This is a genomic window from Nocardia sp. NPDC004582, assembly GCF_053602115.1.
In genome coordinates, this window is record NZ_JBSGCY010000111.1 from 1 (window position 1) to 22,254 (window position 22,254).

21 protein-coding genes and 1 pseudogene are annotated in these 22,254 nt (G+C 68.5%); 16 read left to right on the forward strand and 6 right to left on the reverse strand.

The window, feature by feature from the left end; translation table 11 throughout:
* Together ACWELJ_RS25330 and ACWELJ_RS25335 are read right to left on the reverse strand one after the other, a co-directional pair.
* Positions 1-136 (reverse strand): annotated as a pseudogene (locus tag ACWELJ_RS25330) (saccharopine dehydrogenase); the annotation flags it as partial.
* 25 nt (positions 137-161) lie between these two features.
* On the reverse strand, positions 162-1,166 hold the full coding sequence (locus ACWELJ_RS25335; RefSeq protein ID WP_452368642.1) for an alpha/beta hydrolase family protein: 1,005 nt from the start codon (positions 1,164-1,166) through the stop codon (positions 162-164).
* A gap of 107 nt (positions 1,167-1,273) precedes the next feature.
* Between ACWELJ_RS25335 and ACWELJ_RS25340 the strand changes: the two genes are divergently transcribed.
* Positions 1,274-2,125 carry an acyl-CoA thioesterase gene (locus ACWELJ_RS25340; protein WP_452368625.1) on the forward strand — a complete coding sequence of 284 codons (852 nt, stop codon included), beginning with the start codon at positions 1,274-1,276 and terminating at the stop codon, positions 2,123-2,125.
* Positions 2,126-2,224: 99 nt separating this feature from the next.
* Here ACWELJ_RS25340 and ACWELJ_RS25345 read toward each other — a convergent pair whose 3' ends face one another.
* The gene (locus ACWELJ_RS25345) at positions 2,225-3,916 is read right to left on the reverse strand and encodes an APC family permease (protein ID WP_452368643.1); all 1,692 of its coding nucleotides are present in this window, start codon (positions 3,914-3,916) and stop codon (positions 2,225-2,227) included.
* A gap of 292 nt (positions 3,917-4,208) precedes the next feature.
* Here ACWELJ_RS25345 and pdxT point away from each other — a divergent pair, with 292 nt between their 5' ends.
* The 6 genes from pdxT to ACWELJ_RS25375 all read left to right on the forward strand — a co-directional run bounded on the left by pdxT (position 4,209) and on the right by ACWELJ_RS25375 (position 8,376).
* A complete protein-coding gene (gene pdxT, locus ACWELJ_RS25350; RefSeq protein WP_452368644.1) occupies positions 4,209-4,832 on the forward strand; it encodes a pyridoxal 5'-phosphate synthase glutaminase subunit PdxT in 624 nt (207 codons plus the stop codon).
* A gap of 53 nt (positions 4,833-4,885) precedes the next feature.
* Complete coding sequence (locus tag ACWELJ_RS25355) at positions 4,886-5,638, forward strand: YebC/PmpR family DNA-binding transcriptional regulator (protein WP_357285273.1); 753 nt, start codon at positions 4,886-4,888, stop codon at positions 5,636-5,638.
* A gap of 171 nt (positions 5,639-5,809) precedes the next feature.
* Positions 5,810-6,454: a crossover junction endodeoxyribonuclease RuvC gene (ruvC, locus tag ACWELJ_RS25360; RefSeq protein ID WP_452368626.1), complete on the forward strand. Its 645-nt coding sequence runs from the start codon at positions 5,810-5,812 to the stop codon at positions 6,452-6,454.
* Positions 6,451-7,056, forward strand: a complete 606-nt coding sequence (gene ruvA / locus ACWELJ_RS25365) for a Holliday junction branch migration protein RuvA (RefSeq protein WP_452368627.1) — start codon at positions 6,451-6,453, stop codon at positions 7,054-7,056. Before ruvC ends, ruvA begins: the two co-directional genes overlap by 4 nt.
* Before the next feature lie 6 nt (positions 7,057-7,062).
* Positions 7,063-8,166 carry a Holliday junction branch migration DNA helicase RuvB gene (gene ruvB, locus ACWELJ_RS25370; protein WP_452368628.1) on the forward strand — a complete coding sequence of 368 codons (1,104 nt, stop codon included), beginning with the start codon at positions 7,063-7,065 and terminating at the stop codon, positions 8,164-8,166.
* Positions 8,167-8,250: 84 nt separating this feature from the next.
* The gene (locus ACWELJ_RS25375; RefSeq protein WP_452368629.1) at positions 8,251-8,376 is read left to right on the forward strand and encodes a hypothetical protein; all 126 of its coding nucleotides are present in this window, start codon (positions 8,251-8,253) and stop codon (positions 8,374-8,376) included.
* Here ACWELJ_RS25375 and ACWELJ_RS25380 read toward each other — a convergent pair.
* Positions 8,357-9,052, reverse strand: a complete 696-nt coding sequence (locus ACWELJ_RS25380; protein WP_452368630.1) for a FadR/GntR family transcriptional regulator — start codon at positions 9,050-9,052, stop codon at positions 8,357-8,359. The two genes, ACWELJ_RS25375 and ACWELJ_RS25380, sit on opposite strands and share 20 nt — an antisense overlap.
* Before the next feature lie 156 nt (positions 9,053-9,208).
* Between ACWELJ_RS25380 and ACWELJ_RS25385 the strand changes: the two genes are divergently transcribed.
* The 3 genes from ACWELJ_RS25385 to ACWELJ_RS25395 are packed head-to-tail and all read left to right on the forward strand — an operon-like array spanning position 9,209 to position 13,103.
* Positions 9,209-10,348 (forward strand): acetamidase/formamidase family protein, encoded by a 1,140-nt coding sequence (locus ACWELJ_RS25385; RefSeq protein ID WP_452368631.1) that lies wholly within the window; start codon positions 9,209-9,211, stop codon positions 10,346-10,348.
* Positions 10,348-11,544: an amidase family protein gene (locus ACWELJ_RS25390; RefSeq protein ID WP_452368632.1), complete on the forward strand. Its 1,197-nt coding sequence runs from the start codon at positions 10,348-10,350 to the stop codon at positions 11,542-11,544. Before ACWELJ_RS25385 ends, ACWELJ_RS25390 begins: the two co-directional genes overlap by 1 nt.
* A 23-nt stretch (positions 11,545-11,567) precedes the next feature.
* Positions 11,568-13,103 carry a DUF222 domain-containing protein gene (locus ACWELJ_RS25395; protein WP_452368633.1) on the forward strand — a complete coding sequence of 512 codons (1,536 nt, stop codon included), beginning with the start codon at positions 11,568-11,570 and terminating at the stop codon, positions 13,101-13,103.
* A 356-nt stretch (positions 13,104-13,459) separates the two neighbouring features.
* Here ACWELJ_RS25395 and ACWELJ_RS25400 read toward each other — a convergent pair whose 3' ends face one another.
* Together ACWELJ_RS25400 and ACWELJ_RS25405 are read right to left on the reverse strand one after the other, a co-directional pair.
* On the reverse strand, positions 13,460-14,731 hold the full coding sequence (locus ACWELJ_RS25400; protein ID WP_452368634.1) for an amidohydrolase family protein: 1,272 nt from the start codon (positions 14,729-14,731) through the stop codon (positions 13,460-13,462).
* A 99-nt stretch (positions 14,732-14,830) separates the two neighbouring features.
* Positions 14,831-15,499: a GntR family transcriptional regulator gene (locus ACWELJ_RS25405; protein WP_452368635.1), complete on the reverse strand. Its 669-nt coding sequence runs from the start codon at positions 15,497-15,499 to the stop codon at positions 14,831-14,833.
* A 210-nt stretch (positions 15,500-15,709) separates the two neighbouring features.
* Here ACWELJ_RS25405 and ACWELJ_RS25410 point away from each other — a divergent pair, with 210 nt between their 5' ends.
* The 6 genes from ACWELJ_RS25410 to ACWELJ_RS25435 form a co-directional block, all read left to right on the forward strand.
* Positions 15,710-16,453, forward strand: coding sequence for a sulfite exporter TauE/SafE family protein (locus ACWELJ_RS25410; RefSeq protein WP_452368636.1), 744 nt, complete (start codon positions 15,710-15,712; stop codon positions 16,451-16,453).
* Between the two features lie 40 nt (positions 16,454-16,493).
* Positions 16,494-17,693, forward strand: coding sequence for an amidohydrolase (locus ACWELJ_RS25415; protein WP_452368637.1), 1,200 nt, complete (start codon positions 16,494-16,496; stop codon positions 17,691-17,693).
* Positions 17,694-17,928: 235 nt separating this feature from the next.
* Positions 17,929-18,774 (forward strand): ABC transporter ATP-binding protein, encoded by an 846-nt coding sequence (locus tag ACWELJ_RS25420; RefSeq protein WP_452368638.1) that lies wholly within the window; start codon positions 17,929-17,931, stop codon positions 18,772-18,774.
* Positions 18,771-19,910 (forward strand): ABC transporter permease, encoded by a 1,140-nt coding sequence (locus ACWELJ_RS25425; protein ID WP_452368639.1) that lies wholly within the window; start codon positions 18,771-18,773, stop codon positions 19,908-19,910. The genes ACWELJ_RS25420 and ACWELJ_RS25425 overlap by 4 nt, the downstream gene beginning before the upstream one ends.
* Positions 19,911-19,989: 79 nt before the next feature.
* Positions 19,990-21,123: an ABC transporter substrate-binding protein gene (locus ACWELJ_RS25430; RefSeq protein WP_452368640.1), complete on the forward strand. Its 1,134-nt coding sequence runs from the start codon at positions 19,990-19,992 to the stop codon at positions 21,121-21,123.
* Positions 21,124-21,138: 15 nt separating this feature from the next.
* A partial coding sequence (locus ACWELJ_RS25435) for a purine-cytosine permease family protein (RefSeq protein WP_452368641.1) occupies positions 21,139-22,254 on the forward strand: 1,116 nt, incomplete at its 3' end.

Here is a 22,254-nt window from a genome sequence, read left to right on the forward strand (position 1 = left end):
ACCGGCGGGCGGTGGCGGCGGCCGCGTCGCCGTCACGATCGGCGATCACGATGTGCTCGACGCCGAGCAGGGTGGCGGCGGTCTCGACGGCGGCGGCTCCCATCGCGCCGGCCGCGCCCAAGGCCAGGATCTTCATGGCGGTGCTCCCGTGACTCGGTGGTTCAGGGCTTCGAATGGTCGGCGGCGAAGTCGCGCAGCGCGTCGAGATAGCCGGGGGCGTACAGGGATCGGGGCGCGAACAGGGCGACCAGGAAGGACCGGGCGCTGTCGGGCTGGTCCAGCTCGAACTTGACGATGTTGTGCGAGGCGTCGGGATAGCTGCGCACGGTGAGCAGGCTCGCGGGCATGGACTCGCGATATACGCGCGCGGTCTCGGCGACGTCGACATTGAGATCACGTTCACCCAGCGCCAACAGTGTCGGAACACGCACCCGCGGAAGGGTTCCGGCGACATCGGCGAGATAGTTCCGGCCGACGAACCGCCAGCGATCCTCCGTCATGGGCGGGGAATCGGTGGTGGCCGTGAGATAGCGGGGATAGTCCGCGCCCTCGCGCAACAGGGTCAGATCGGTCTCCCGCCGCCGCAGCTGGGCGGCGAGCTCGTCCGCGGAGGCGTCGCGCTCGCGGAGTTCGGCGCGCAGGTTGTACTCGCCCTGCCGGATCCAGTTGATCGCCGGACCGGCCAGGATCATGAACCGCAGTTCCGGGTGCCGGGCCGCGACCTCGGGCAGCACCCATCCGGCTTGGCTGATGCCCCACAGACCGATGGTGTCCGGATCGATCTCGGGCCGTCCTCGGGACCAGGCGATGGCCGCTTCGGTCTCGACCGCCCGATCGTGCATGGACTGGTCCAGCCAGTTCCCGGGCGCGCCGTTCACACCCGGCTTGTCCCACGCCAGCGACGCGTACCCGGCCTCGGCGAAGCTCTCCCAGATCGGCCGGTAGAACTCGTCGCGATCGGCGGTGGCCGCGCCGTCGCCGTGGACGAAAACCACGAGCCCGAACGGGCCGTCGCCCGTGGCGGGCAGCGCGAGAGTGCCCCGCAGCGGCTGTACTCCGCCGGTGATGGTGACCCATTCGGTGCGAATGTCGAAGTCGTGCTGCACGACCACGCATCCGCCCGCCGACAACAGCAGGGCGGCAACACAACTCGCGGCGATCAGCAGGCGGCGTTTCCAGGACACGAATCTATCGTATCAGAAACGATCGTCAGCAATTGGATAGATTGCTCCGGTTGTTAGCCTGAGCGGGACAAACGCGAAGGGACGGGTGCATGGCGACGATCGAAGAGGCGCTCGAAATCGAGCAACTCGAACGCGACATCTTCCGCGGCGCGTCCACCAAGACGCAGCTGCCCCGCACATTCGGCGGGCAGGTGGCGGGGCAGGCCCTGGTGGCGGCGGTGCGCACGGTGGATCCGCATTATCAGGTGCATTCGCTGCACGGGTACTTCCTGCGGCCCGGTAACCCGGAGCGGCCCACCGTCTACATGGTGGAACGCATCCGTGAGGGCCGCTCCTTCTGTACCCGCCGGGTCACCGGGGTGCAGAACGGCGAGGCCATCTTCACCATGTCGGCCTCGTTCCACGTCGGGGACGAGGGGCCCGAGCATCAGGACGTGATGCCGAGCGTGCCGGCGCCGGAGGACATGCCCGACGCCAAGGAGTCGATGAGCCCGGAACGGCTGTGGGCCATGCGCGAATGGGAGCACTGGGATATTCGCACCATCCCGCAGGGGGCGGTGGATCGCCGCGACGGCACCGTCGCCCAGCAGCAGGTGTGGTTCCGCTACCGGCACCCGCTGCCCGACGACCCGCTGGTCCACGTGTGCACGCTCGCCTACATGAGCGATATGACCCTGCTCGGCTCCTCGAAGGTCATCCACCCCGACGAACCCACCCAGAACGCCTCGCTCGACCACGCCATGTGGTTCCTGCGCCCGTTCCGCGCCGACGACTGGCTGCTCTACGACCAGCAGTCGCCCTCGGCGGGCGCGGGCCGCGCGCTGACCGGCGGGCGGATCTGGAACCGGGCCGGGGAACTGGTCGCGGTCGTCATGCAGGAGGGCCTGACCCGCACCCTGCGCGACCCGGAAGCGGGCTCGTACCCGCCTGGAACAGCCTGAGTCGCAACCGAATCGGCTCCGCGTGCGCGGATCGCACCGAGCCGCACGGGAATCGGGCGCGCCGCCGGTGAATACCGGCGGCGCGCTCGTATTTCGCGGTCAGGCGGTCTGTACGCGCAGGTGACACACCACGGTGTCGTTCATCTTGCGCAACACCCGCTCCAGCTCGTCACTGCGATGGCTGGGCAGCACGTGATTCCACCCGGCGGGCGGCTCGACCTCGGCGATCACCACCACCTTGCGGCGTCCGGCGAAATGGTCGGCGACGTAGCGCGCCACCGGCCCGCCCACGGTCGAATCGCCGTCCTCGAGCAGCACCAGCCGTACGTCGGGATGCCAGGTCTCCCATTCCTTGGTGAAGACCGTGATGTTCTCGCCCGGCAAGCACACGTGCACCGCGGTCACGTCGCGGCCCAGCGACAGGGCCGCCGAGAGCGCTTCGCGGCTGAGTTCCGACACCTCCGACACCGGGACCACGATGGCGGTCTCGGTGGCCTTGGGCTCGGCGGGCACGCACCCCGCGCCTCGGCAGCCGTCGATCCGGGCGTAGATCGCGCGGATCCGCTCCATGGCGACCACCAGGAGCGGCAACACCACCACGATCAGCCACGCGCCCTCGGTGAATTTCATTGCGGTGGTGACGATCAGCGCCACGAAGGTGAGCATCGCGCCGAATCCGTTGAGCGCCGCCCGCCACTGCCAGCCCTGGACACGGGCGCCGAGCCAGTGCCGGACCATCCCGACCTGGGCGATGGTGAAGCCCACGAACACGCCGATCGCGAACAGCGGCACCAGCGCGTTCATATCGCCGCGGGACATCACGAGCAGCAGGGCCGCGGACAGGCCCAGCGCGAGCACGCCGAAGCGGTAGACCTGCCGCTGCGAGCTCACCGCGAAACGGTGCGGCAGGCAGTTGTCGTCGGCGAGGATCTTGGTCAGGGTCGGCAGCCCGCCGTAGGAGGTGTTGGCGGCCAAGGCCAGCAGGACGACGGTCGCGAATTGCACGATGTAGTAGGCGATTCCGTGACCGAGCGCGGCTTCGGTCAGCTGCGACAGTACGGTGGTGCCCTCGATCGGGTGAATGGCGAACTTGCCGATCAAGGTGGCCAGCCCGATCAGCATGACACCGAGCAGGACGCCGAGCGCCACCTCGGCCCGCTGCGCGCGCCGGACCTTCGGCTCCGCGAAGCTGGGCACCGCGTTGGCGATGGCCTCGACGCCGGTGAGCGCCGCGCACCCGCTGGAGAACGCCTTGAGCAGCAACAGGATTCCGATGGTGCGCGCGTTCTCGGCGATGGCCGCGCCGGTGGCCACGGTGGCCGGTTCCGAGCGCAGCAGGCCCGCGACGATCACCGTGAGTACGCCGAGCACGAACACCACCGTGGGCGCCATGAAGGCGCGGGCGCTCTCGCGGATGCCGTAGAGATTGAGTGCGGTGATGCCCGCCAGCACCGCCAGGCAGATTTCGGGCGTGTATTCGAACAGCCCCGGGAACGCGGAGGTCAACGCGGCCACGCCCGCGGCGATGGAGACCGCGACATTGAGGACGTAGTCCACGATCAGCGACGCGGCGGCCACCAGACTGGTCCGCCGCCCCAGCCGCGCCTTGGCCACCGCGTACGCGCCGCCGCCGTTCGGGAAGGCGGCGATGACCTGCCGGTAGGACGCGATCAGCACCGTCAGCAGCACCACGATCGCCAAGGTGACCGGCAGGGTGAAGCCGAGCCCGGCCGCACCCGCGGCGGCCAGGACCAGCACGATCGCCTCCGGACCATAGGCGACCGAGGCCATCGCATCGAGCGAGAGCCCGGCCAGCCCCGTCGCGACCGTCAGTCCGTGCCGGGACCGGGTGTCCCCGTGGGTGGACCGTGCCGGACCACGACGGGGCCCCGTCTGCCCGGGGCGGGATTCGTTCAGCCCGGGTCGCGTCGGGGGAGTGGGGTCTCCGCCGCGCGGCCCGGGCGAGGTTTGCGGAAGCACATCAGTCACATCGGGGAGTGTTCACCCGAAAGAGCAAGCGGACACTCGTCCTGACGAAACCCTGACGGCCTGGGTGAGCAGGGCCACACACCTCGGCAAACGTATGCTCTACGGCGTGAAACCGACGATTGGTGTGCTGGCCCTGCAGGGCGATGTGCGCGAACACCTGCACGCTCTCGAGGCCTGTGGTGCGCAGGCGGTCCCGGTGCGCCGGGAATCCGAGCTCGCCGCCGTCGACGGACTGGTCATCCCCGGTGGCGAATCCACCACCATCAGCAAACTGCTGGAAGTCTTCGAGCTGCTGGAACCGCTGCGGCAGCGGCTGCGTGACGGCCTGCCCGCCTACGGTTCCTGCGCCGGCATGATCCTGCTGGCCTCGGAGGTGCTCGACACCCGTCCGGACATGCAGGCACTGCACGGCATCGATATGACGGTGCGCCGCAATGCCTTCGGCCGTCAGGTCGACTCCTTCGAGACCGATCTGGACTTCGCGGGCCTCACCGACGGCCCGGTGCGGGCGGTGTTCATCCGTGCGCCGTGGGTGGAGCGGGCCGGTGACGGCGTCGAGGTGCTGGCGCGGGTGCCGTCGGGTCCGGCCGCGGGCCGGATCGTGGCGGTGCGGCAGGGCAATGTCATCGCCACGTCCTTCCATCCGGAGGTAACCGGTGATCTGCGGGTCCACAAGCTGTTCGTCGATACCGCGGTGCGCCCGCGCGCCGGGGTCTGACGTACGCTCGAATGTCGGAAACCATTCAGCCCCCTGAAACGAGGAAGTAGGGAATGAGCGGCCACTCCAAATGGGCCACCACCAAGCACAAGAAGGCCGGGATCGACGCGAAGCGCGGCAAGCTCTTCGCCAAGTTGATCAAGAACATCGAGGTGGCGGCCCGCACCGGTGGTAGTGACCCGGACGGCAACCCGACGCTGTACGACGCCATCCAGAAGGCGAAGAAGTCGTCGGTGCCCAACGACAACATCGAGCGCGCGCGCAAGCGCGGCGGCGGTGAAGAGGCGGGCGGCGCGGACTGGCAGACCATCATGTACGAGGGCTACGGCCCCAGTGGTGTCGCCCTGCTGATCGAATGCCTCACCGACAACCGCAACCGCGCGGCCGGCGAGGTGCGTCTGGCCGTCACCCGCAACGGCGGCAATATGGCCGACGTCGGTTCGGTGTCGTACCTGTTCTCCCGCAAGGGTGTCGTGGTGCTGGACAAGGCCGGGCAGTCCGAGGACGACATCCTCGATGTGGTGCTCGACGCGGGCGCCGAGGAGATCAACGACCTGGGCGATGAGTTCGAGGTGATCTCCGAGCCGGGCGACATGATCGCGGTGCGTTCCGCGCTGCAGAAGGCCGGGATCGACTACACCTCCGCCGAGTCCGGCTTCCAGCCGTCGGTGACCGTTCCCGCCGACGTCGACCTGGCCCGCAAGGTGTTCAAGCTGGTCGACGCGCTCGAGGACAGCGACGACGTGCAGAACGTGTACACCAATGTCGACATCAGCGACGAGGTGCTGGCCGAGCTCGACGCCTAGCATCAGCTCTCCCGACGCGGGCCGCTTCCCCTTCCGGGAGGCGGCCCGCGTCGCGTCCGCGGGCCGCGCGCGTCGGATCCGGCCCCCGACCGGCCGTGTCGATGGACAATGTCGCGGCGGGGGTCCGTTAGACTCTCGAACAGTTGTTCGTTCACGGTGAGAGGGGTTTCGGTGCGGGTGATGGGCGTCGACCCCGGGCTCACCCGGTGCGGTCTGTCCATGGTGGTCGGCACCCTGGGACGGCAGGTGTCCATGCTGGAGGTCGGCGTGGTGCGCACCCCGCCGGAAATGGATCTGGCGCAACGACTCCTGCTGGTCGCCGACGGCGCCGAAGCCTGGATGGACAAGCACAAACCCGAAGTCGTCGCCATCGAACGGGTCTTCTCGCAGAACAATGTCCGCACCGCGATGGCCACCGCGCAGGCGGGCGGCGTGATCGCGCTCGCGGCCGCGCGGCGCGAGATCCCGGTGCACTTCCACACCCCGTCCCAGGTGAAGGCGGCGGTCACCGGCAACGGTTCGGCGGACAAGGCGCAAGTGACCGCGATGGTGACCCGTATCCTCGGGCTGTCCGTCGCACCGAAGCCCGCCGACGCCGCCGACGCGCTCGCCCTGGCCATCTGCCATTGCTGGCGTGCGCCCATGCTGGACCGCATGGCCAAGGCGGAGGCGTTGGCCGAGCGGCAGCGGCGGCTGTACGAGGAAAGGCTTGCCCAGCAACGCGGTAACGGCGGCCCTCCGGGAAGCGGAGACGGCCGGCGCGGTGCTGGTTCCCAGCGTGGTGAATCTCCGAATCGGAAGGCGGTAACGCGGTGATCGCGTCGGTGCGCGGCGAGGTGCTCGAGATCGGGCTCGACCATGTGGTGATCGAGGCGGCGGGAGTCGGCTACCGGCTCAACGCCACCCCGGCGACCCTGGCCGGTTTGACTCGTGGCGAGGATTCCCGCCTCTACACGACCATGATCGTGCGCGAGGACTCGATGACCCTGTTCGGGTTCGCCGACACCGAGGCGCGAGAGTTGTTCGGGCTGTTGCAGACCGTGTCCGGCGTCGGCCCGAAGCTGGCCATGGCGGTGCTCGCGGTCCTCGAACCCGAGGCGCTGCGCAAGGCGCTGGCGGAATCGAACGTGGCGGCGCTGACCCGGGTGCCCGGGGTCGGCAAGCGCGGCGCCGAGCGCATGGTGGTGGAGCTGCGCGACAAGGTGAATCTGGTTCCGGTGCAGTCCGGTCCGCCCGGATCGGGTCCCGCGCCCATGGTCACGCCGGTGCGCGAGCAGGTGGTGGACGCGCTCGTCGGGCTCGGCTTCCCGGCCCGGCAGGCCGAGGGCGCGGTGGACGCGGTGCTCGCCGACGAACCCGGCATCGGCACCTCCCAGGCGCTGCGCACGGCGCTGGGCCTGCTCGGCAAGAATCGATAACCGGTCATGGCAGAGGATTTCGACGACTTCAGCGACGCGGATTTCGACGCGGACGAATCCAGCGTCACCGCGAGTTATCTGCAGTCCGACGGTGAGATCGAGGCCAGCCTGCGCCCGAAGTCGCTGGACGACTTCATCGGTCAGCCGCGGGTGCGCGAACAGCTGGCGCTGGTGCTGCGCGGCGCGAAACTGCGCGGCGGCACCCCCGACCACGTATTGCTGTCGGGCCCACCGGGTCTGGGCAAGACGAGTATGGCCATGATCATCGCCGGTGAACTCGGCACCGCCCTGCGCCTCACCTCCGGCCCCGCCCTGGAACGCGCGGGCGACCTGGCCGCCATGCTCAGCAATCTGGTCGAGGGCGATGTCCTGTTCATCGACGAGATCCACCGCATGGCCCGCCCCGCCGAGGAGATGCTGTACCTGGCGATGGAGGACTTCCGCGTCGACGTGGTGGTCGGCAAGGGCCCCGGCGCCACCTCGATTCCCCTCGATATCGCGCCGTTCACCCTGGTCGGCGCGACCACCCGCTCGGGCGCGCTGACCGGCCCGCTGCGTGACCGGTTCGGCTTCACCGGCCACATGGACTTCTACGAGCCGCTGGAACTGCAGCAGATCCTCGAACGCTCGGCCCGAATCCTGGGCGTACGACTGGAATCCGATGCCGCCGCCGAGATCGCCGGCCGCTCCCGTGGCACGCCGCGGATCGCGAACCGCCTGCTGCGCCGCGTGCGCGACTACGCGGAGGTCAAGGCCGACGGCCTCGTCACTCCCGACATCGCGCACGCCGCACTGTCGGTGTACGACGTGGACTCCCTCGGCCTGGACCGCCTCGACCGTGCGGTCCTGAGCGCCCTGATCCGCAGCTTCAACGGCGGACCGGTGGGCGTGTCCACGCTGGCCGTCGCGGTCGGCGAGGAAGCGACCACGGTCGAGGAAGTCTGCGAACCGTTCCTGGTGCGAGCGGGTTTGGTGGCCCGCACACCGCGCGGCCGTATCGCCACCGCCGCCGCCTGGGAGCACCTGGGCTTGGTCCCACCCCCGGACCTGGTGTTCGGTTCCATCGAAGTGCGGCGGCACGAACCGCAGATGGATCTGTTCGAGCCGTAGGACGGTGCGGCACCGGCCGTCTCGGGGACGGCCGGTGCGCGTCGTGAGCCGTCAGTCCACGGTGAGAACCAGTTTGCCGACGGTATGGCCGGTTTCGCCCAGGGCGTGCGCGGCGGCGGCGAGCGGGAACACCCCCGCGAGGAGCCCCGGCCGCTGGCCTATCGGCGGACCTTCCGGAGTGCGGCGGTGCTCACCGCCGCGGGCGGCTGACCTCGCGAACCTCGCGCAGGTGCTGTTCCATCGCGGCCGCCGCGCCCGGCCCGTCGTGGGCCGCGACCGCGGCGTAGATCCGGTGGTGACCGTCCACGGACAGGGCGCGAGCGTGGCGAGTGCGATGAGACAGGGCGCGGGTGCGGCGGGTCCAGTCGGTGGTCATCGTGCACAGGGTCACCAGCAGCGGGTTCTGCGCGGCGCGCGCGAGCAGGGTGTGGAATTCGATATCGAGGCGCAGGGATTCGGCGGGGGAGAGGGAGTCGCTGGAGCGGGCCAGGACGTCGTCGAGGGACAGCAGGTTGGAGTCGACGGCCCGCAGCGCGGCCAGCTCGGCGATCCGCGGTTCCACCAGATCCCGTAGCTCGGTGGCGTGACCGAGCTCGATATCCAGTTCCGCGAGCCCGTCCGCGAGATCGCCCGCCCGTCGCGGGCCGTCGATGACGGTGCTGCCACGGCCCTGACGGCGTTCGATGAGCTGTTTGGATTCCAGCTCGAACATGGCCTGCCGCAACGAGGATCGCGACACACTCAACCCGGCCGCCAGCTCCCGTTCCGGCGGCAGCCGATCCCCGGCCCGCAGTTCCCCGCTGGCGATCAAACCTTCCAGGTGCGCCGCGACCTCCGCGCTGACGCTGCGTGCGCGCCGGCGGAGCGGCGGAATCGATGCCGTCACGCCCCGAGTTTAAATCCCTTCCCTGGCAAACCATTTCGGGCAGGTAAAACGGCAGTTACGTTAGGTTTCGTGGCCCCGCACCGCCGGTCGGGCCGACTTATGGTCGGCACATCGGATGGTCCGACCAATTCTGGCCGGGTAGGGAAGGTAGAGCGCGTGACGTCGATTGTGCGGGGGTTCGCCCCGGCGTTTCCGGTACTGCAACCGGGTGAGGGGATCGGTGGCGCAGGGTATCTGCCGGTCGACCCGGCGGCGGTGCTGTGGGGGCGGCTGCCGCGGGTCGGCGACAAGCCCGTCGCGACCGTGGAGCCGGGCGGGACCATCGTGGTCGACACCGTCAGTCACGAAGGCATTCTGGAGGATCAGGGGTCCGATCCGCTCGCCTACTTCGGACGGCACGGGGTCGAGCGGGACCAGGTGCTCGGCGACGCGATCGAGGTAGCGGGAACCCGCCGCCGAGACTCGCTGGCGGGGCCGCACATCGTCACCGGGCCGATCGCTGTCGCGGGGGCGAAACCAGGGGACCTGCTGGCGATTCGGATCGACGCGCTGGCCATGCGCGCGCCGTATGGCGTGGTATCCACCCGGCACGCGCGCGGCGTGCTGGCGAACAAGGCCGGATTCGACGGCAACTACGGGCAGTTCTGCGCTGTCGAAGACCGGGACGGGGCGTGGTACGGGACGATGCCGCTGCACCCGGATCGGCCGGGGCAGGCCGGGTTTCCGCTGCACCCGTTCCTGGGCATCATCGGCGTCGCGACCGATACGGATACGAGAGTGTCGTCGGTGCCGCCGGGGACGCACGGCGGCAATATCGATATCCGGCGGCTGACGGCGGGTGCCACATTGTTTCTGCCGGTGCAGGTCGAGGACGCCCTGTTCTATATCGGGGATCCGCACTTCGCCCAAGGGAATGGGGAAGTGGCGCTCACCGCGTTGGAAGCGCCGCTGCGGGCAACATTGACGGTGGACATCATTCCGGCGGCGCAGGTCGCGGCCGGGCTGGGACGCGGAATCGGACCGTTCGCGGCCTCACATGGACTATTGATCCCGACGGGGTTGAGCGAGGACCTGAACAAGGCGCTGGAACTGTGCGTCCGGAACGCCATCGAACTGGTGGTGTCACTGTTCGATGCGGATCCGCAACAGGCGTACCTGTATCTCAGTGCCGCAGCGGATTTCAACATCTCACAGGCGGTGGACCAGGTGCGAGGCGTGCACGGCGAGGTGCGGGTGGCGGACTTCGCCGGACACGCCGCGACCGAGCTGGCCAAGCGCGTGCTCGCGAGGGTGTGATGACGGCGGCACACGAATTGCCCGACCAGATGCCCGAATTCGATCCGCGGGTGTGGCGGGAGCGGGGCGCGCCATTGGTGGCCGCCGCCGGTGATGGGGTGCTCAGCGGGCACACCGTGGCGGTGAAGGATCTCTACGCCGTCGCCGGATATCCGCTGGGTGGTGGGGTTCCGGAATTTCTGGGGGCACGCTCGGACGCGCATGCGGCGGTCGTGGCTCGTCTGCTCGCGTCAGGGGCCGATGTCGCCGGGATCGCGCACACCGATGAATTCGCCTACAGCATCACCGGCGGCAACGGGCGGTATGGGATGCCGGTCAATCCCGTTGTTCCGCAGCGGATTCCGGGTGGATCGTCGAGTGGGTCCGCGGTGGCGGTCGCGCGTGGGGAGGTCACCATCGGGTTGGGGACCGATACGGCGGGATCGATCCGGGTGCCTGCGGCGTATCAGGGGCTGTGGGGGATGCGGACCTCTCGCGGAAGCATCTCCACGGCTGGACTGCTGCCGCTGGCGGAGTCCTTCGACACCGTGGGTTGGATGACACGGGATCTGGACACGCTGCGACTGGTCGCGGAATGCCTGCTTCCCGAACAGAATTCGGTCCCCTACGAGCTCATCGTCGATCCCGACTTGTGTGCTGTGGCTGACGACGAGGTCGCGGAAGCCGGCTTGAAGGCGGCCAGGAAGCTCGGTGCGGTCGACTACCGTCTGAATGCCGACCTCGAATCGTGGTTCACGGCGTTCCGGACGGTGCAGGGGTTCGAAGCCTGGAGGAACCACGGCGCGTGGATCACGGCGCATCCGGGAGCGTTGGAAGCGGAAGTGGCGCAGCGGTTTCGCATCGCGTCGATGGTTACTGCTGAGGAAGCGGTCGCGGCGCGCTCAGTGCTCCGGGACGCGGCGGGGTTTCTTCAGGATGTCTTGCGTGGTCGGTTCCTCGTGTTGCCGACGGTTGCGACGCTTCCGCCGCTTCGGGTGGCGTCCGCCGGGGCGTTGGAGTCGGGGCGGGCGCGGACGTTGCATTTGACGTGTTTGGCGTCGATTGTTGGCGGACCTGCGATCAGTTTTCCATTGGCGAGGATTCGGGGAATTCCGAGCGGTTTATGTTTGGTTGGGGCGCCCGGTATGGATTGGAGTTTGATTTCCGTGTTGAGTGAAAAGGTAAGGGATACTGGACAATTCGGGTTCCCTGGGTGATCGCCCGGGCGTAAAATGGAGGCATGGATTCGAATGGGGTGACACTCGAGGGCTGTGGTATCGCTGAACTGGCGGCCGCGGTCTCGACCCTGACCGAATCCATCCAGGGCGGGAAGATGACCGACTTCTCTGATGAGGATGTTGTGTCGTTGATGCAGCAGTTGGAAACGTGCAAGCGTCAATTGGCTGCCCTGGATACTCGCCTGATCATCGAGGCGGGGGAGCGGTCGCTGCATTCGCGTTCCGGTGCGGGGAAGATGGTGCCGTTCCTGCGCCACACCCTCGGGCTGTCGCGGTATGACGCGTCGGTGCGGGTGAAGATCACCCACCACTGCGGCGAATTCGTGCAACAGACCGGACATGTCGCGCCGCCGGTGCTTCCGGTGGCAGCGGAAGCGTTTGCGGCTGGGGACATTTCGCGTGATCACGTGCGTCACATCATGGACGTCATGAACCATCTGCCCGTTGATGTGCCTGCCGAGGCGCGCGCGGAGGCCGAGCAGATCCTCGTGGACTATTCCCGTCATGGGTGGCCCGATGACCTGTTGAGGATCGGGCGTGACATCCTCGCTCGCCTCGACCCCGACGGGAAAGTGGTGTCCGATGCCGACCGTCGCCGCCGACGCGGGATCACCCTGTGCCGCCCGGGCGTGGACGGCATGTCCCGGATCGAGGGCTGGATCACCCCCGAGCTGCGTGCCCTGCTCGATGCTGCGTTCGCGAAGCTGGCGCGGCCCGGGATGTGCAACCTCGAAGATGCTGAAAGCCCGACCGCGCGTGACGGGTTCATCGAGAACGCTGTTCTGGACGCCGCGGCCGGTCGTGACCGTCGCGATGCGGGGCAGCGCACCCACGATGCGTTGTTCGCTCTGTTGCAGCCCGGTGTCGACGTCAGCGAACTGGGGTCGCACCGGGGTATGCCGGTGCAGGCCGTGTTCACCATGAGCCTCACGGATTTCGAGGCCGGGACCGGGGTCGCGACCACGGCGTCCGGGACGCATGTTTCGGTGGCTGAGGCGTTGAAGCTGGCCGCGGATTCGCATCCGGTGATCGCGGTCCTCGACGGGGACGGGATGCCGCTCTACCTGCAACGGTCGCGGCGCACTGCCAGTGAAGCCCAACGCCTCGCGCTCCTGGCTCGGGATAAGGGGTGTACCCGACCGGGGTGTGAGCAACCGGCCAGTATGTGCGCCGCGCACCATGTCACCGATTGGGCCAAGGGCGGGCCCACTGATATCGATAATCTGGCGTTCGCGTGTGATCATTGCCACGCGTTGATCAACGACGGCCCTGATGGGTGGAAAACCGTTGTGATGGGTAAAGATTCGCCTCATGCGGGTCGTACGGGGTGGATTGCTCCGAAGAGTCTCGATCCCACCGGCACTCCACGCGTGAACGAGCGTCATCACGTGGGGCAGGTGATCGCTGCTGCGGTCGATTCGAGCTGCCGCACGTGGCGTTCACGGGTTTCGTCGAAACCGCGCTGCTCGTCTGCTGCTGGCGTACGCAGAACAACGGGAAGTGTGGTCGCCTCGCCTGCCCTGCCGGACTTGGGCTGACGCCGGGCCGGGAGCCGTCAGCCTGCGATCCCGGCCTACGGACTGCACGCATCGCCTACTGGAGACAAGAACAAGAACCAAAGACCTCGAGACATCAACCATTTTCGAACTCCATGAAACCAAGCCCACCCGCTGACCTCCCTTCACACCGGGACGATGCGCGACCGAACCTCGAGGGGGCTGGAAGGTGAGGCGGCCCAACAGACTCGGCCACCCTGTCTTCCTTTTCCTGTCCTCACCGGTGGTGGCTGGTAGGTGAGGTGGTTTCGCAAAGCGGCCACCTCCCTCCTCCAGGCGTCTTTACATCTTTGTCGCTTTTCGTCCTTGGTCTTTCAATCGTCCTCAGACTTGATAGCTCAAGGCCCGACGAGCTCCCGAACCCGAGTAGTCCGAGCCGTCAACCGCCCACCCTTGAACACATAGTTCCGATCAGGCCGATCAAGCAGAACATCAGCAACACGGTAGGTCGACAGAACAACGAGATCAGCCTCAGCCCCCACCCGCACGCCATAGTGCTCCGCGATCCCGATAGTCCGAGCAGCCTCGGTAGTGGCCATCCCAAGAATCCGATTCAAATCCTCCGGCCCCGACAGATGCCCGGTCTGAGCCAGGAATAGCCCGATATCGAGCATGTCGGCATTCCCATACGGAGTGAAGGCGTTCCGAACGTTATTGGACGAGTACGCGGCGGTCACCCCCGCCTCCCACAACTCCCGAATCGGCGCCACCCCACGACGCACGTTGGTGGCGTCCGAGCGTCCACCCAGATGCATATCGGTCGCAGGCAGCGGCACCACCGATATCCCCGCGGCTGCGAGCCGCTCGAGGGTCCGCCCGCGGTCCGACGGGGATCGACCGGCCAGGGACGTCATGTGCCCCAGCGTGACTCGGCCATGACGCCCGGTGAGTTCGGTGATCGAAGCGATGTAGTCCGCCATGGCGTACCGCGGATCGGTGGCGTCGTCGGCGAAGTCGGCGTGAATGTCCAGGGGCACGTCGAATTCGGCGGCCAGGTCGAAGATGAGGTCGATGTGGCGGCGGCAGTCCTCGACGGTGCGTTCGTTGTACGCGCAGCCGCCGAGTACGTCGGCGCCCGCGTGCAGGCTCTCGCGCAGCAGGTCGAGGGTGCCGGGGGATTGGAGGATGCCCTCCTGCGGGAAGGCGACGATCTGGAGGTCCAGGCGGTCCCGGTACTCCTCACGCAGGTCGAGCAGTGCGGTCACGCCGCGCAGGCCGACGATCGGGTCGACGTCGGGGTGGGCTCGGATGGCGGTGGTGCCGTTGGCGATCGCCATGTCGAGGACGCGGCGGGCGCGGTCGCGGATCGAGGTGACGGTGAAGCCGCGCTTGAGTTCGGCGGTCACGCTGATGGCTCCGGCGAGGGTGCCGTCGGGATTGGACTTCTCCGCGTCCAGGAGTGCTTTGTCCAGGTGGAGATGGGATTCGACGAGGCCGGGGATGACTACGCGTCCAGCGCAGTCGATCTCCTCGGCGCCGTGCTCGGGCAGCCCGTGGCCGATGGCGACGATCGTGCCCCCGGATATCGCGATATCGACGAGGTCGGTGTCGTCGGCGATGCGGGCGGCCCGCAGGACCAGATCCACGGTGGGCGGAAACGAATCCGGCACGGCTATCTCCCTGGGACGAAGTGACTCGTTTTGTATACGAGGGCCGTGTTTCGTCCGGGAGAGCGGTTTGCTTCCCCGATGTTACGAAGCCGGTGAGGTCTAACCAGCCTGTGGCGCAGTATCTTCGGCGCGCTGCCGGAACCGGTACGCCGAGGCCGCGTGCGCGATGTGAGAGGTGACCACGGCGGCCGCCTGTTCGGGGTCTCCGGCTTCCAGCGCCGCGCAGATCAGCTCGTGCTCATGCCAGGAATCGCTGGCGCGGCGGGGGAGTTCGACCGAGTAGACCCAGGCGATCTTCCAGCTCAGCTGCATGATCAACTGTGCGAGCAAGGTGCTGCCCGAGGCTTCGGCGAGCACCTCGTGGAAGCGACTGTTGAGCCGGGCCAGTTCGTCGAGGCGGCCCGCGCGCACGGCGTCCTGGCCGAGGGCGGTGAGTTCCTTGAGCCGGCCGAGCTGTTCGGGAGTGCGGCGCAGGGCGGCGCGGGAGGCGCACAGCGGTTCCAGGCGGGCGCGGATCTCCAGGAGGTCGGCGGCCTCGTCCTCGGTGAGGGCCGCCACGAAGACGCCCGCGTACGGGCGTGACGAGGCGAAACCCTCGGCCTCCAGCGTGCGCAACGCTTCCCGGACCGGGACGCGCGACACCCCGTAGTGCTCCGCGAGCGCATCCTCGGTAAGCCGTCGGCCGGGAGCGTAGGAGCCGCGAATGATGTCGTCACGGATGGCGCGACAGAGTTGTTGCGGTGTCATGCGCCCGGCGGTGCTGGTCACTACGTCCTCATCAGGAAGTCGGTGGAACAGGGGGTTGCATACGATCCATCGTGGCAGCGGCCCGACGGGATGCCGCAAATCTACTGCACGTGCGTGAAATCCACTGAACAGCCGTGTGGCATTCGTGGGTCCGGCTGCGTCACAGCGGTTTCGGGTCGCCGCCGTCCGCGCCTTTGTATACGATGCGGCCATTCTGTCCGGAAGGAATTCATGGATACCGCGCATCTCGTGCTCTTGTTCGCCGCCGGTGTAGGAGCCGGCATCTGTAACGCCATCGCCGGGGGCGGCAGCCTGCTGTCGTTCCCGGCATTGCTGGCCACGGGGCTGCCGCCGGTCACGGCGACGGTCACCAACTCGGTCTCGGTGTGGCCCGGCTACCTCGGCGGGGCCGCGGCGCTGCACAAACGGCTCGACGAACATCGCACCCTGGTACCAGGGCTGGTACTCACCGGCATCGCGGGCGCCTCCGGTGGCGTGATCGCGCTGCTGGCCGCGCCACCGAAGGTGTTCGCGGCGCTGGTGCCCTATCTGATTCTGGCCGCGACCGCCCTGTTCGCGGCGCAGCCGCTGGTGTCGCGCAAGCTCGCCGAGCACGGCGCGGAATCGCGGATTCGGCTGTTCGCGGGTGTGTTTCTCGGCGCGGCCTACGGCGCGTACTTCAATGGCGGCATGGGGATCGTGCTGCTGACCGCGCTGGCCCTGGGCATCGATGCCTCGATCACCCGGCTCAACGGGTTGAAAAGCCTGCTCACGCTCACGGTTTCGAGTACGGCTGTGATCGCGGTCGCGCTGTTCGGGCCGGTGCAGTGGTGGGCGGTGGCGGTACTGGCGCCGGCCTGCCTGCTGGGCGGGGTCCTCGGCGCGCGGATCGCGGACCGGCTGCGGCCGGGCGCTTTCCGCGCGGTGGTGATCGTCTTCGGCGTCGGGGCCGGCGCGGCCATGCTGCTGTCCTGAACCATGCTCAGCTCTCCCAACGACACAGGTGGTGAATCCCATGAATGATCTCCTGCTGCGCGGCGGCCGGCCCTGGACTCCCGGCGCCCCGCTCACCGCGGCCGACATCCTGATTCGCGACGGGCGGATCGCCGCGATCGGGCCCGGGCTCAGCGCCGACGGCGTCGAGGCCGTCGATCTGGCCGGGGCCCTGGTGCTTCCGGGACTCGTCGACGCGCACTGCCATCTCGACAAGACCATGTACGGCGGACCGTGGGTGCCCAATACCGGCGGCCGCACCCTGGCCGGGCGCATCGCCAACGGTGAGGGTCGCCGCGACGAACTGGGACTGCCCAGCGCCGACTACGCGGCGAACCTGCTGGGGGCCATGGTGTCCGCCGGGACCGCGCATGTGCGCAGCCATATCGACATCGATCCGGAGGTGGGGTTGCGCGGCGTCGACGCCGTGCGCGCGGCCGCCGCCCGGCACGCGGATCGGGTCGACGTGCAGCTCGTGGCGTTCCCCCAGGGTGGGCTGATGACCCGGCCCGGTACCGCCGAGCTGCTGGAAGCCGCGCTGGCCGACGGGGTGGAGGTGGTCGGCGGACTGGATCCCGCGGGCTACGACGGGAATCCGAACGGTCAGCTCGATGTGCTGTTCGACCTCGCCGAGAAGTACGGCGCGGGCATCGACATCCACCTGCACGATCGCGGCGCGCTCGGCGCCTGGCAGTACGACCTGATCGTGGCCCGCACCAAGGCGACGGGCCTGGCGGGGAAGGTGACCATCAGCCACGCCTACGCGATGGGCGAGCTGGAACCCGGCGAGCAGCGCCGGATCGCGGAAAGCCTCGCCGACGCAGGGGTTTCCATGGTCACCTGCGCGGTCGGCAGTTCGCCGGTGGTGCCGGTCCGGGTCATGCACGCCGCCGGGGCCGGACTGGCTCTCGGCAATGACGGCATCCGTGACCTGTGGACGCCCTACGGCGACGGCGACATGCTGCGCCGGATCATGCAGGTGGCGTTCCGGGATCGCTTGGTCTTCGACGAGGACATCGAACTGGCCTTGGCGGCGGGCACCTACGGCGGCGCCGCCCTGCTCGGGATCGAGGACTACGGGCTGCGGGAGGGTGCGACCGCCGACCTGTTCACGGTGGACGCCGAAACACCGGCCGCGGCCGTGGTTTCCGTGCCGCCTCGCGCTCTGGTCGTCAAACGTGGCCGGGTGGTCGCGAGGAACGGCGGGCTCGCCGACAGCTGACTGATCCCGCCCCGACCGGCCGCCGACCGCAGCGTGTGTCCCCGCGTTGTCCGCTCGGCGGCCGGTCGCCTTGTCCGCTCGGCGGTCGGTCGCGTTGTCCGCGCCGCAAGGGGTTTCGGATCCGATCCACCGGCAGAGCGGGAATGCACCCCACCCGCGCGGGATATCGTATACGAAACAAGCGCGTAATCGCCTGGACCGCATTCGGCAATGAGTGGCCGATAGAACTGTGGACATGCGCACCACCGCCTCAACCACCGTCAAAGGCCAAGGCCCGGACGGGAATACGGAGACCGCAGCGGGCGGCAACGTATACACCGACCCGGCCCTGGCCTTTCAGCACGTCGGACTGACCTTCGAGAACGGCACCCACGCGCTCGACGGCATCGACATCGCCATCCGGCCCGGGGAGTTCGTTTCGCTGGTCGGTCCCTCCGGCTGCGGCAAGTCCACCCTGCTGCGACTGGCCGCCGGGTTCGAGAAGCCCACCGCCGGAACGATTTCCATCGCGACCGGCAAGCTCGGCTATGTCTTCCAGGAGGCCACCCTGCTGCCGTGGCGGTCGGTGCTGCGGAATGTGGAACTACCCGCCGAACTCGCCGGTGTGGACAAGGCGACCCGCCGGGCCGCGGCCCGTGAGGCGCTGGAGCTGGTCGGGCTCACCGGATTCGAGAACCACAAGCCGGCGCAACTCTCGGGCGGCATGCGGATGCGCACCTCGATCGCGCGCGCCCTCACCGGGGCACCCGAACTGTTCCTGTTCGACGAACCCTTCGGCGCGCTCGACGAGATCACGCGCCAACGGTTGAACGAGGAGGTGAGCGGGCTGTACCGGCGCTCGGGATTCACCGGGGTATTCGTGACCCACTCGGTCGCCGAAGCGGTCTTCATGTCGACCCGGGTCGTCGTGCTGACCGGGCGGCCCGGACGAGTGGCCGCCGATATCGCGGTGCCGCTGGACTTTCCGCGCTCGCCGGAGCTGCGGTACACGGCCGAGTTCGGCGCCGTCGCGGCGGAGGTATCGGAGGCGTTGCACGACGCCGAACGGGGCACCGCCCGGACCCTGGGGAGGGCAGCATGACCGCCGCCGCTGAGAGCGAGATCGTTGTGCCAGAGTCGGACGAGCCGATCGCCGCATCCGAGACAGGCGACCCGACGACGGTGCGCGCGGTCAGCGACCCGACGACCGTGCGTGAGCCCAACGACCCGACGACCGTGCGCGAGGTCGGCAAACCGACGACCGTGCGCGAGCTCAACGACCCGACGACCGTGCGCGAGGTCGGTAAATCGACGACGTCGCCAGATGGCGGCGATCCGACGACGTCGCCCGACGGTGGAGTTGCGGCCACGGTATCGGGGGCGAATGGCCAGACCGCCGCGCCCGGAGAACTCGGGCAGCCGGTGCGCCGACCGCGGAAACTGCGCTGGCCCTTCGCGATCGCGCCGGTCCGGGTGTTCGCGCCGGTCCTCGTGTTCGTGCTGGTCATGTCCGCGTGGTCGATCGCGAGTCACTTCCTGATCGCGCCGGAGTCGCGGTTCCTGCTGCCGCCGCCGGAAGCGGTGGTGTCCAAGGGCCTGCTCGACGCCGCCACCCGGGCCGAGATCCTGCAGGCGCTGGGCGCGACCGTGCAGATCGCGCTGGTCGGCCTGGTGATCGCGATCGTGCTGGGCGTGGCGTTCGCGGTGATCATGAGCCAGGCCCGCTGGGCGGAGTACTCGCTCTACCCGTATGCCGTGATCCTGCAGACGATTCCGGTGCTGGCCGTGGTGCCGTTGTTCGGGTTCTGGTTCGGCTACGAGTTCGGCAGCCGGGTCATCGTCTGTGTGATGGTGTCGCTGTTCCCGGTCATCACCAACACCCTGTTCGGCCTGAAGTCGGTGCAGGCCTCCGAGCACGACCTGTTCACCCTGCACGGCGCCAATCGCCGGCAGCGCCTGCTCAAGCTGCAACTTCCGGCCGCTCTGCCGGCCATGATCTCCGGCTTCAAGATCTCGGCGGGCATGGCCGTGATCGGCTCCATCGTCGCGGATTTCTTCTTCCGCCAGGGCAACCCGGGCATCGGCCGCATGATCGACGTGTACCGGCAGCGGCTGGCCACCGAGGAACTGCTCACCTCGCTGCTGCTGTCCTCGCTGGTCGGTCTGATCCTGTTCTGGATCTTCGACTTCCTGGCTGGACGGGTGGATCGCGCCCACGGCAAACGCGCCCGCCACTAGCGGAAACCGCTGTGTCTCAACCCCCTGTGTCTCACCCCCCCTGTGTCTCGAACTCACTGCGTCAACCCAAGGAATGCTCGTGAAGAAACGTGTCCTCGCCGCTGCCGCGCTCGCCGGCAGTGTCCTGCTCACCGCCGCCTGCGGTGGCGGCGCATCGACTCCCGCCCCGACGGGCAAGGGCGCGCTGGCCGGGGTCTGCCCGTCCACCGTCGTCATCCAGACCGACTGGTTCGCGACGCCCGAACGCGCGGCCGCCTACCAACTGGTCGGGCCGAACGGCACCGTGGACGCCAAGAAGGGCGCCTACTCGGGTCCGCTGGGTGACACCGGCGTGAATGTCGAAGTGCGCCTGGGCGGTCCGTTCCTCGGCGGCCAGCCGGTGGCGGCCCAGATGTACCAGGACAACTCCATCACCCTGGGCCTGGTGCCCACCGACGAGCAGGTCCGGGCCCGGGCCAAGTTCCCGCTCACCGGCGTCTTCGCGTCCCTGCAGAAGAATCCGCAGATCGTCATGTGGGATCCGGCCACCTACAAGGTGACCTCGTGGAAGGACGTGGCCGCCACCAACGCCCCGATCCTGTACTCCGAGGGCAAGATCTACATGGACTACCTGATCGCCAATGGCGACGTGAAGAAGGAACAGGCCGACGCCTCCTACGACGGCACGCCCAGCCGCTTCGTCGCCGAACACGGGCGGGTCATGCAGCAGGGGTACGTCTCGAACGAGCCCTACCGCTGGGAGCACGACGTCAAGGGCTGGCTCAAGCCCACCGGCCACCTGCTGGTCGCCGACGCCGGCTACGAGGCCTACCCGCACGCCTGGTCGGTCCGCTCCGGTGAACTCGACAAGCTGCGGCCCTGCCTGCAGAAGCTCGTCCCCATGCTGCAGCAGGCTCAGATCGACTACGCCACCAACCCCGAACCCACCAACCAGGCCCTGCTGAAGATCGCCCAGGGCATTCCGGACGGCCCGCCCATCACCGCCGGCGGCAACACCGACTCGGTGAAGGTGCAGCTCGCCGAGAAGATCATCGCCAACGGCCCCGGCAACACCCTCGGCAACTTCGACCTCGACCGCGTCACCCGCGCCATCGCCCAGGTCACCCCGCTGCTGCGCGCCAAGGGCCGGGAAGTCCCCGACAATCTGACCGCCAAGGATCTGGTGACCAACGAATTCATCGATCCCGCAAAGGGTCTGAAGCAGCAGGGCTGAGGCCGGGGGAGAACCATGTCGAATCACGAGTACGAGCACGAACCGGTCCCGGCCGCGGCCCGCCGCGACCTGCTCTCGGTCGCCGCGGTCTGGGCCGGCTTCCCGATGTGCCTGGGCAACGCGGTCTTCGGTGGACTGATCGTCTACAGCCAGGGCATGGGCCGCGGCATGCTGGCCATCCTGCTCGGCAACCTGCTGCTGTTCGGCTATATCGGCACCCTGAGCTGGATCGGCGGACAGACCGGCCGCAACTTCTCGCTCCAGGCGCGGCGCGCGTTCGGCGACCGCGGGCGGGCGGTGGTGGTCGGGTTCCTGGCCACCGTCGTGATCGGCTGGTTCTCCTATCAGGTCGGCTTGACCGGCACCACCCTCGAAGGCATGTACGGCTGGAGTCCGCTGTGGGGTGGGCTGTTCGGCGGAGTGTTCTTCGTCCTGCTCACCCTCGCCGGGATCCGCGCGCTCTCGCTCATCGGCCTGATCGGGACGCCACTGTTCCTGATCATGGCCGGTCTCGCGCTGTATTACGGTCTCGGGCACGGGCATTCGCTGTCCGGCGCGTTCGGCTACACGGGCGGCGGTGGCCCGCTGGGCTTCTGGGCGTGCGTGAGCATCGTGGTCGGCGGTTTCGCCGACTCGGGCACCATGACCGCTGATTTCACCCGCTGGGCCCGCGACGGCCGGGCGGGGCTGGTGGCGGCGGCCTCGGCTTTCCCCTTCGCCAACTCCATCGCCTTCCTCATCGGCGGACTGGTGGTGGCGATCGGCGGGGCCGCCGACCCGGCGCACGACGGCGGCGCGTTCCTGGGCCTGCTGGCCGGGCACGGCGCGCTCATCACCGGACTGTCGGTGCTGTTCGTGTTCGCGAATCTGGGATCGGTCGCGGCGCACTGCCTCTACAACGGCGCGGTGGGCTGGGCCGGAATCACACCCCTGCGGATGCGCCCCCTGGCGGTGGCGCTCGGCCTGATCGGCACCGTGGTGGCGCTGACCGGAGTCTGGACGCACATCGTCAACTGGCTGGTGCTGCTGGGCGTGGTGGTGCCGCCGATCGGCGCGGTGCTGATCGTCGACCACCTGCTGGCGCGCCGCCGCACGGCGGCCCGGGCGGGAGTGCGGCCGATCGCGTTCGCG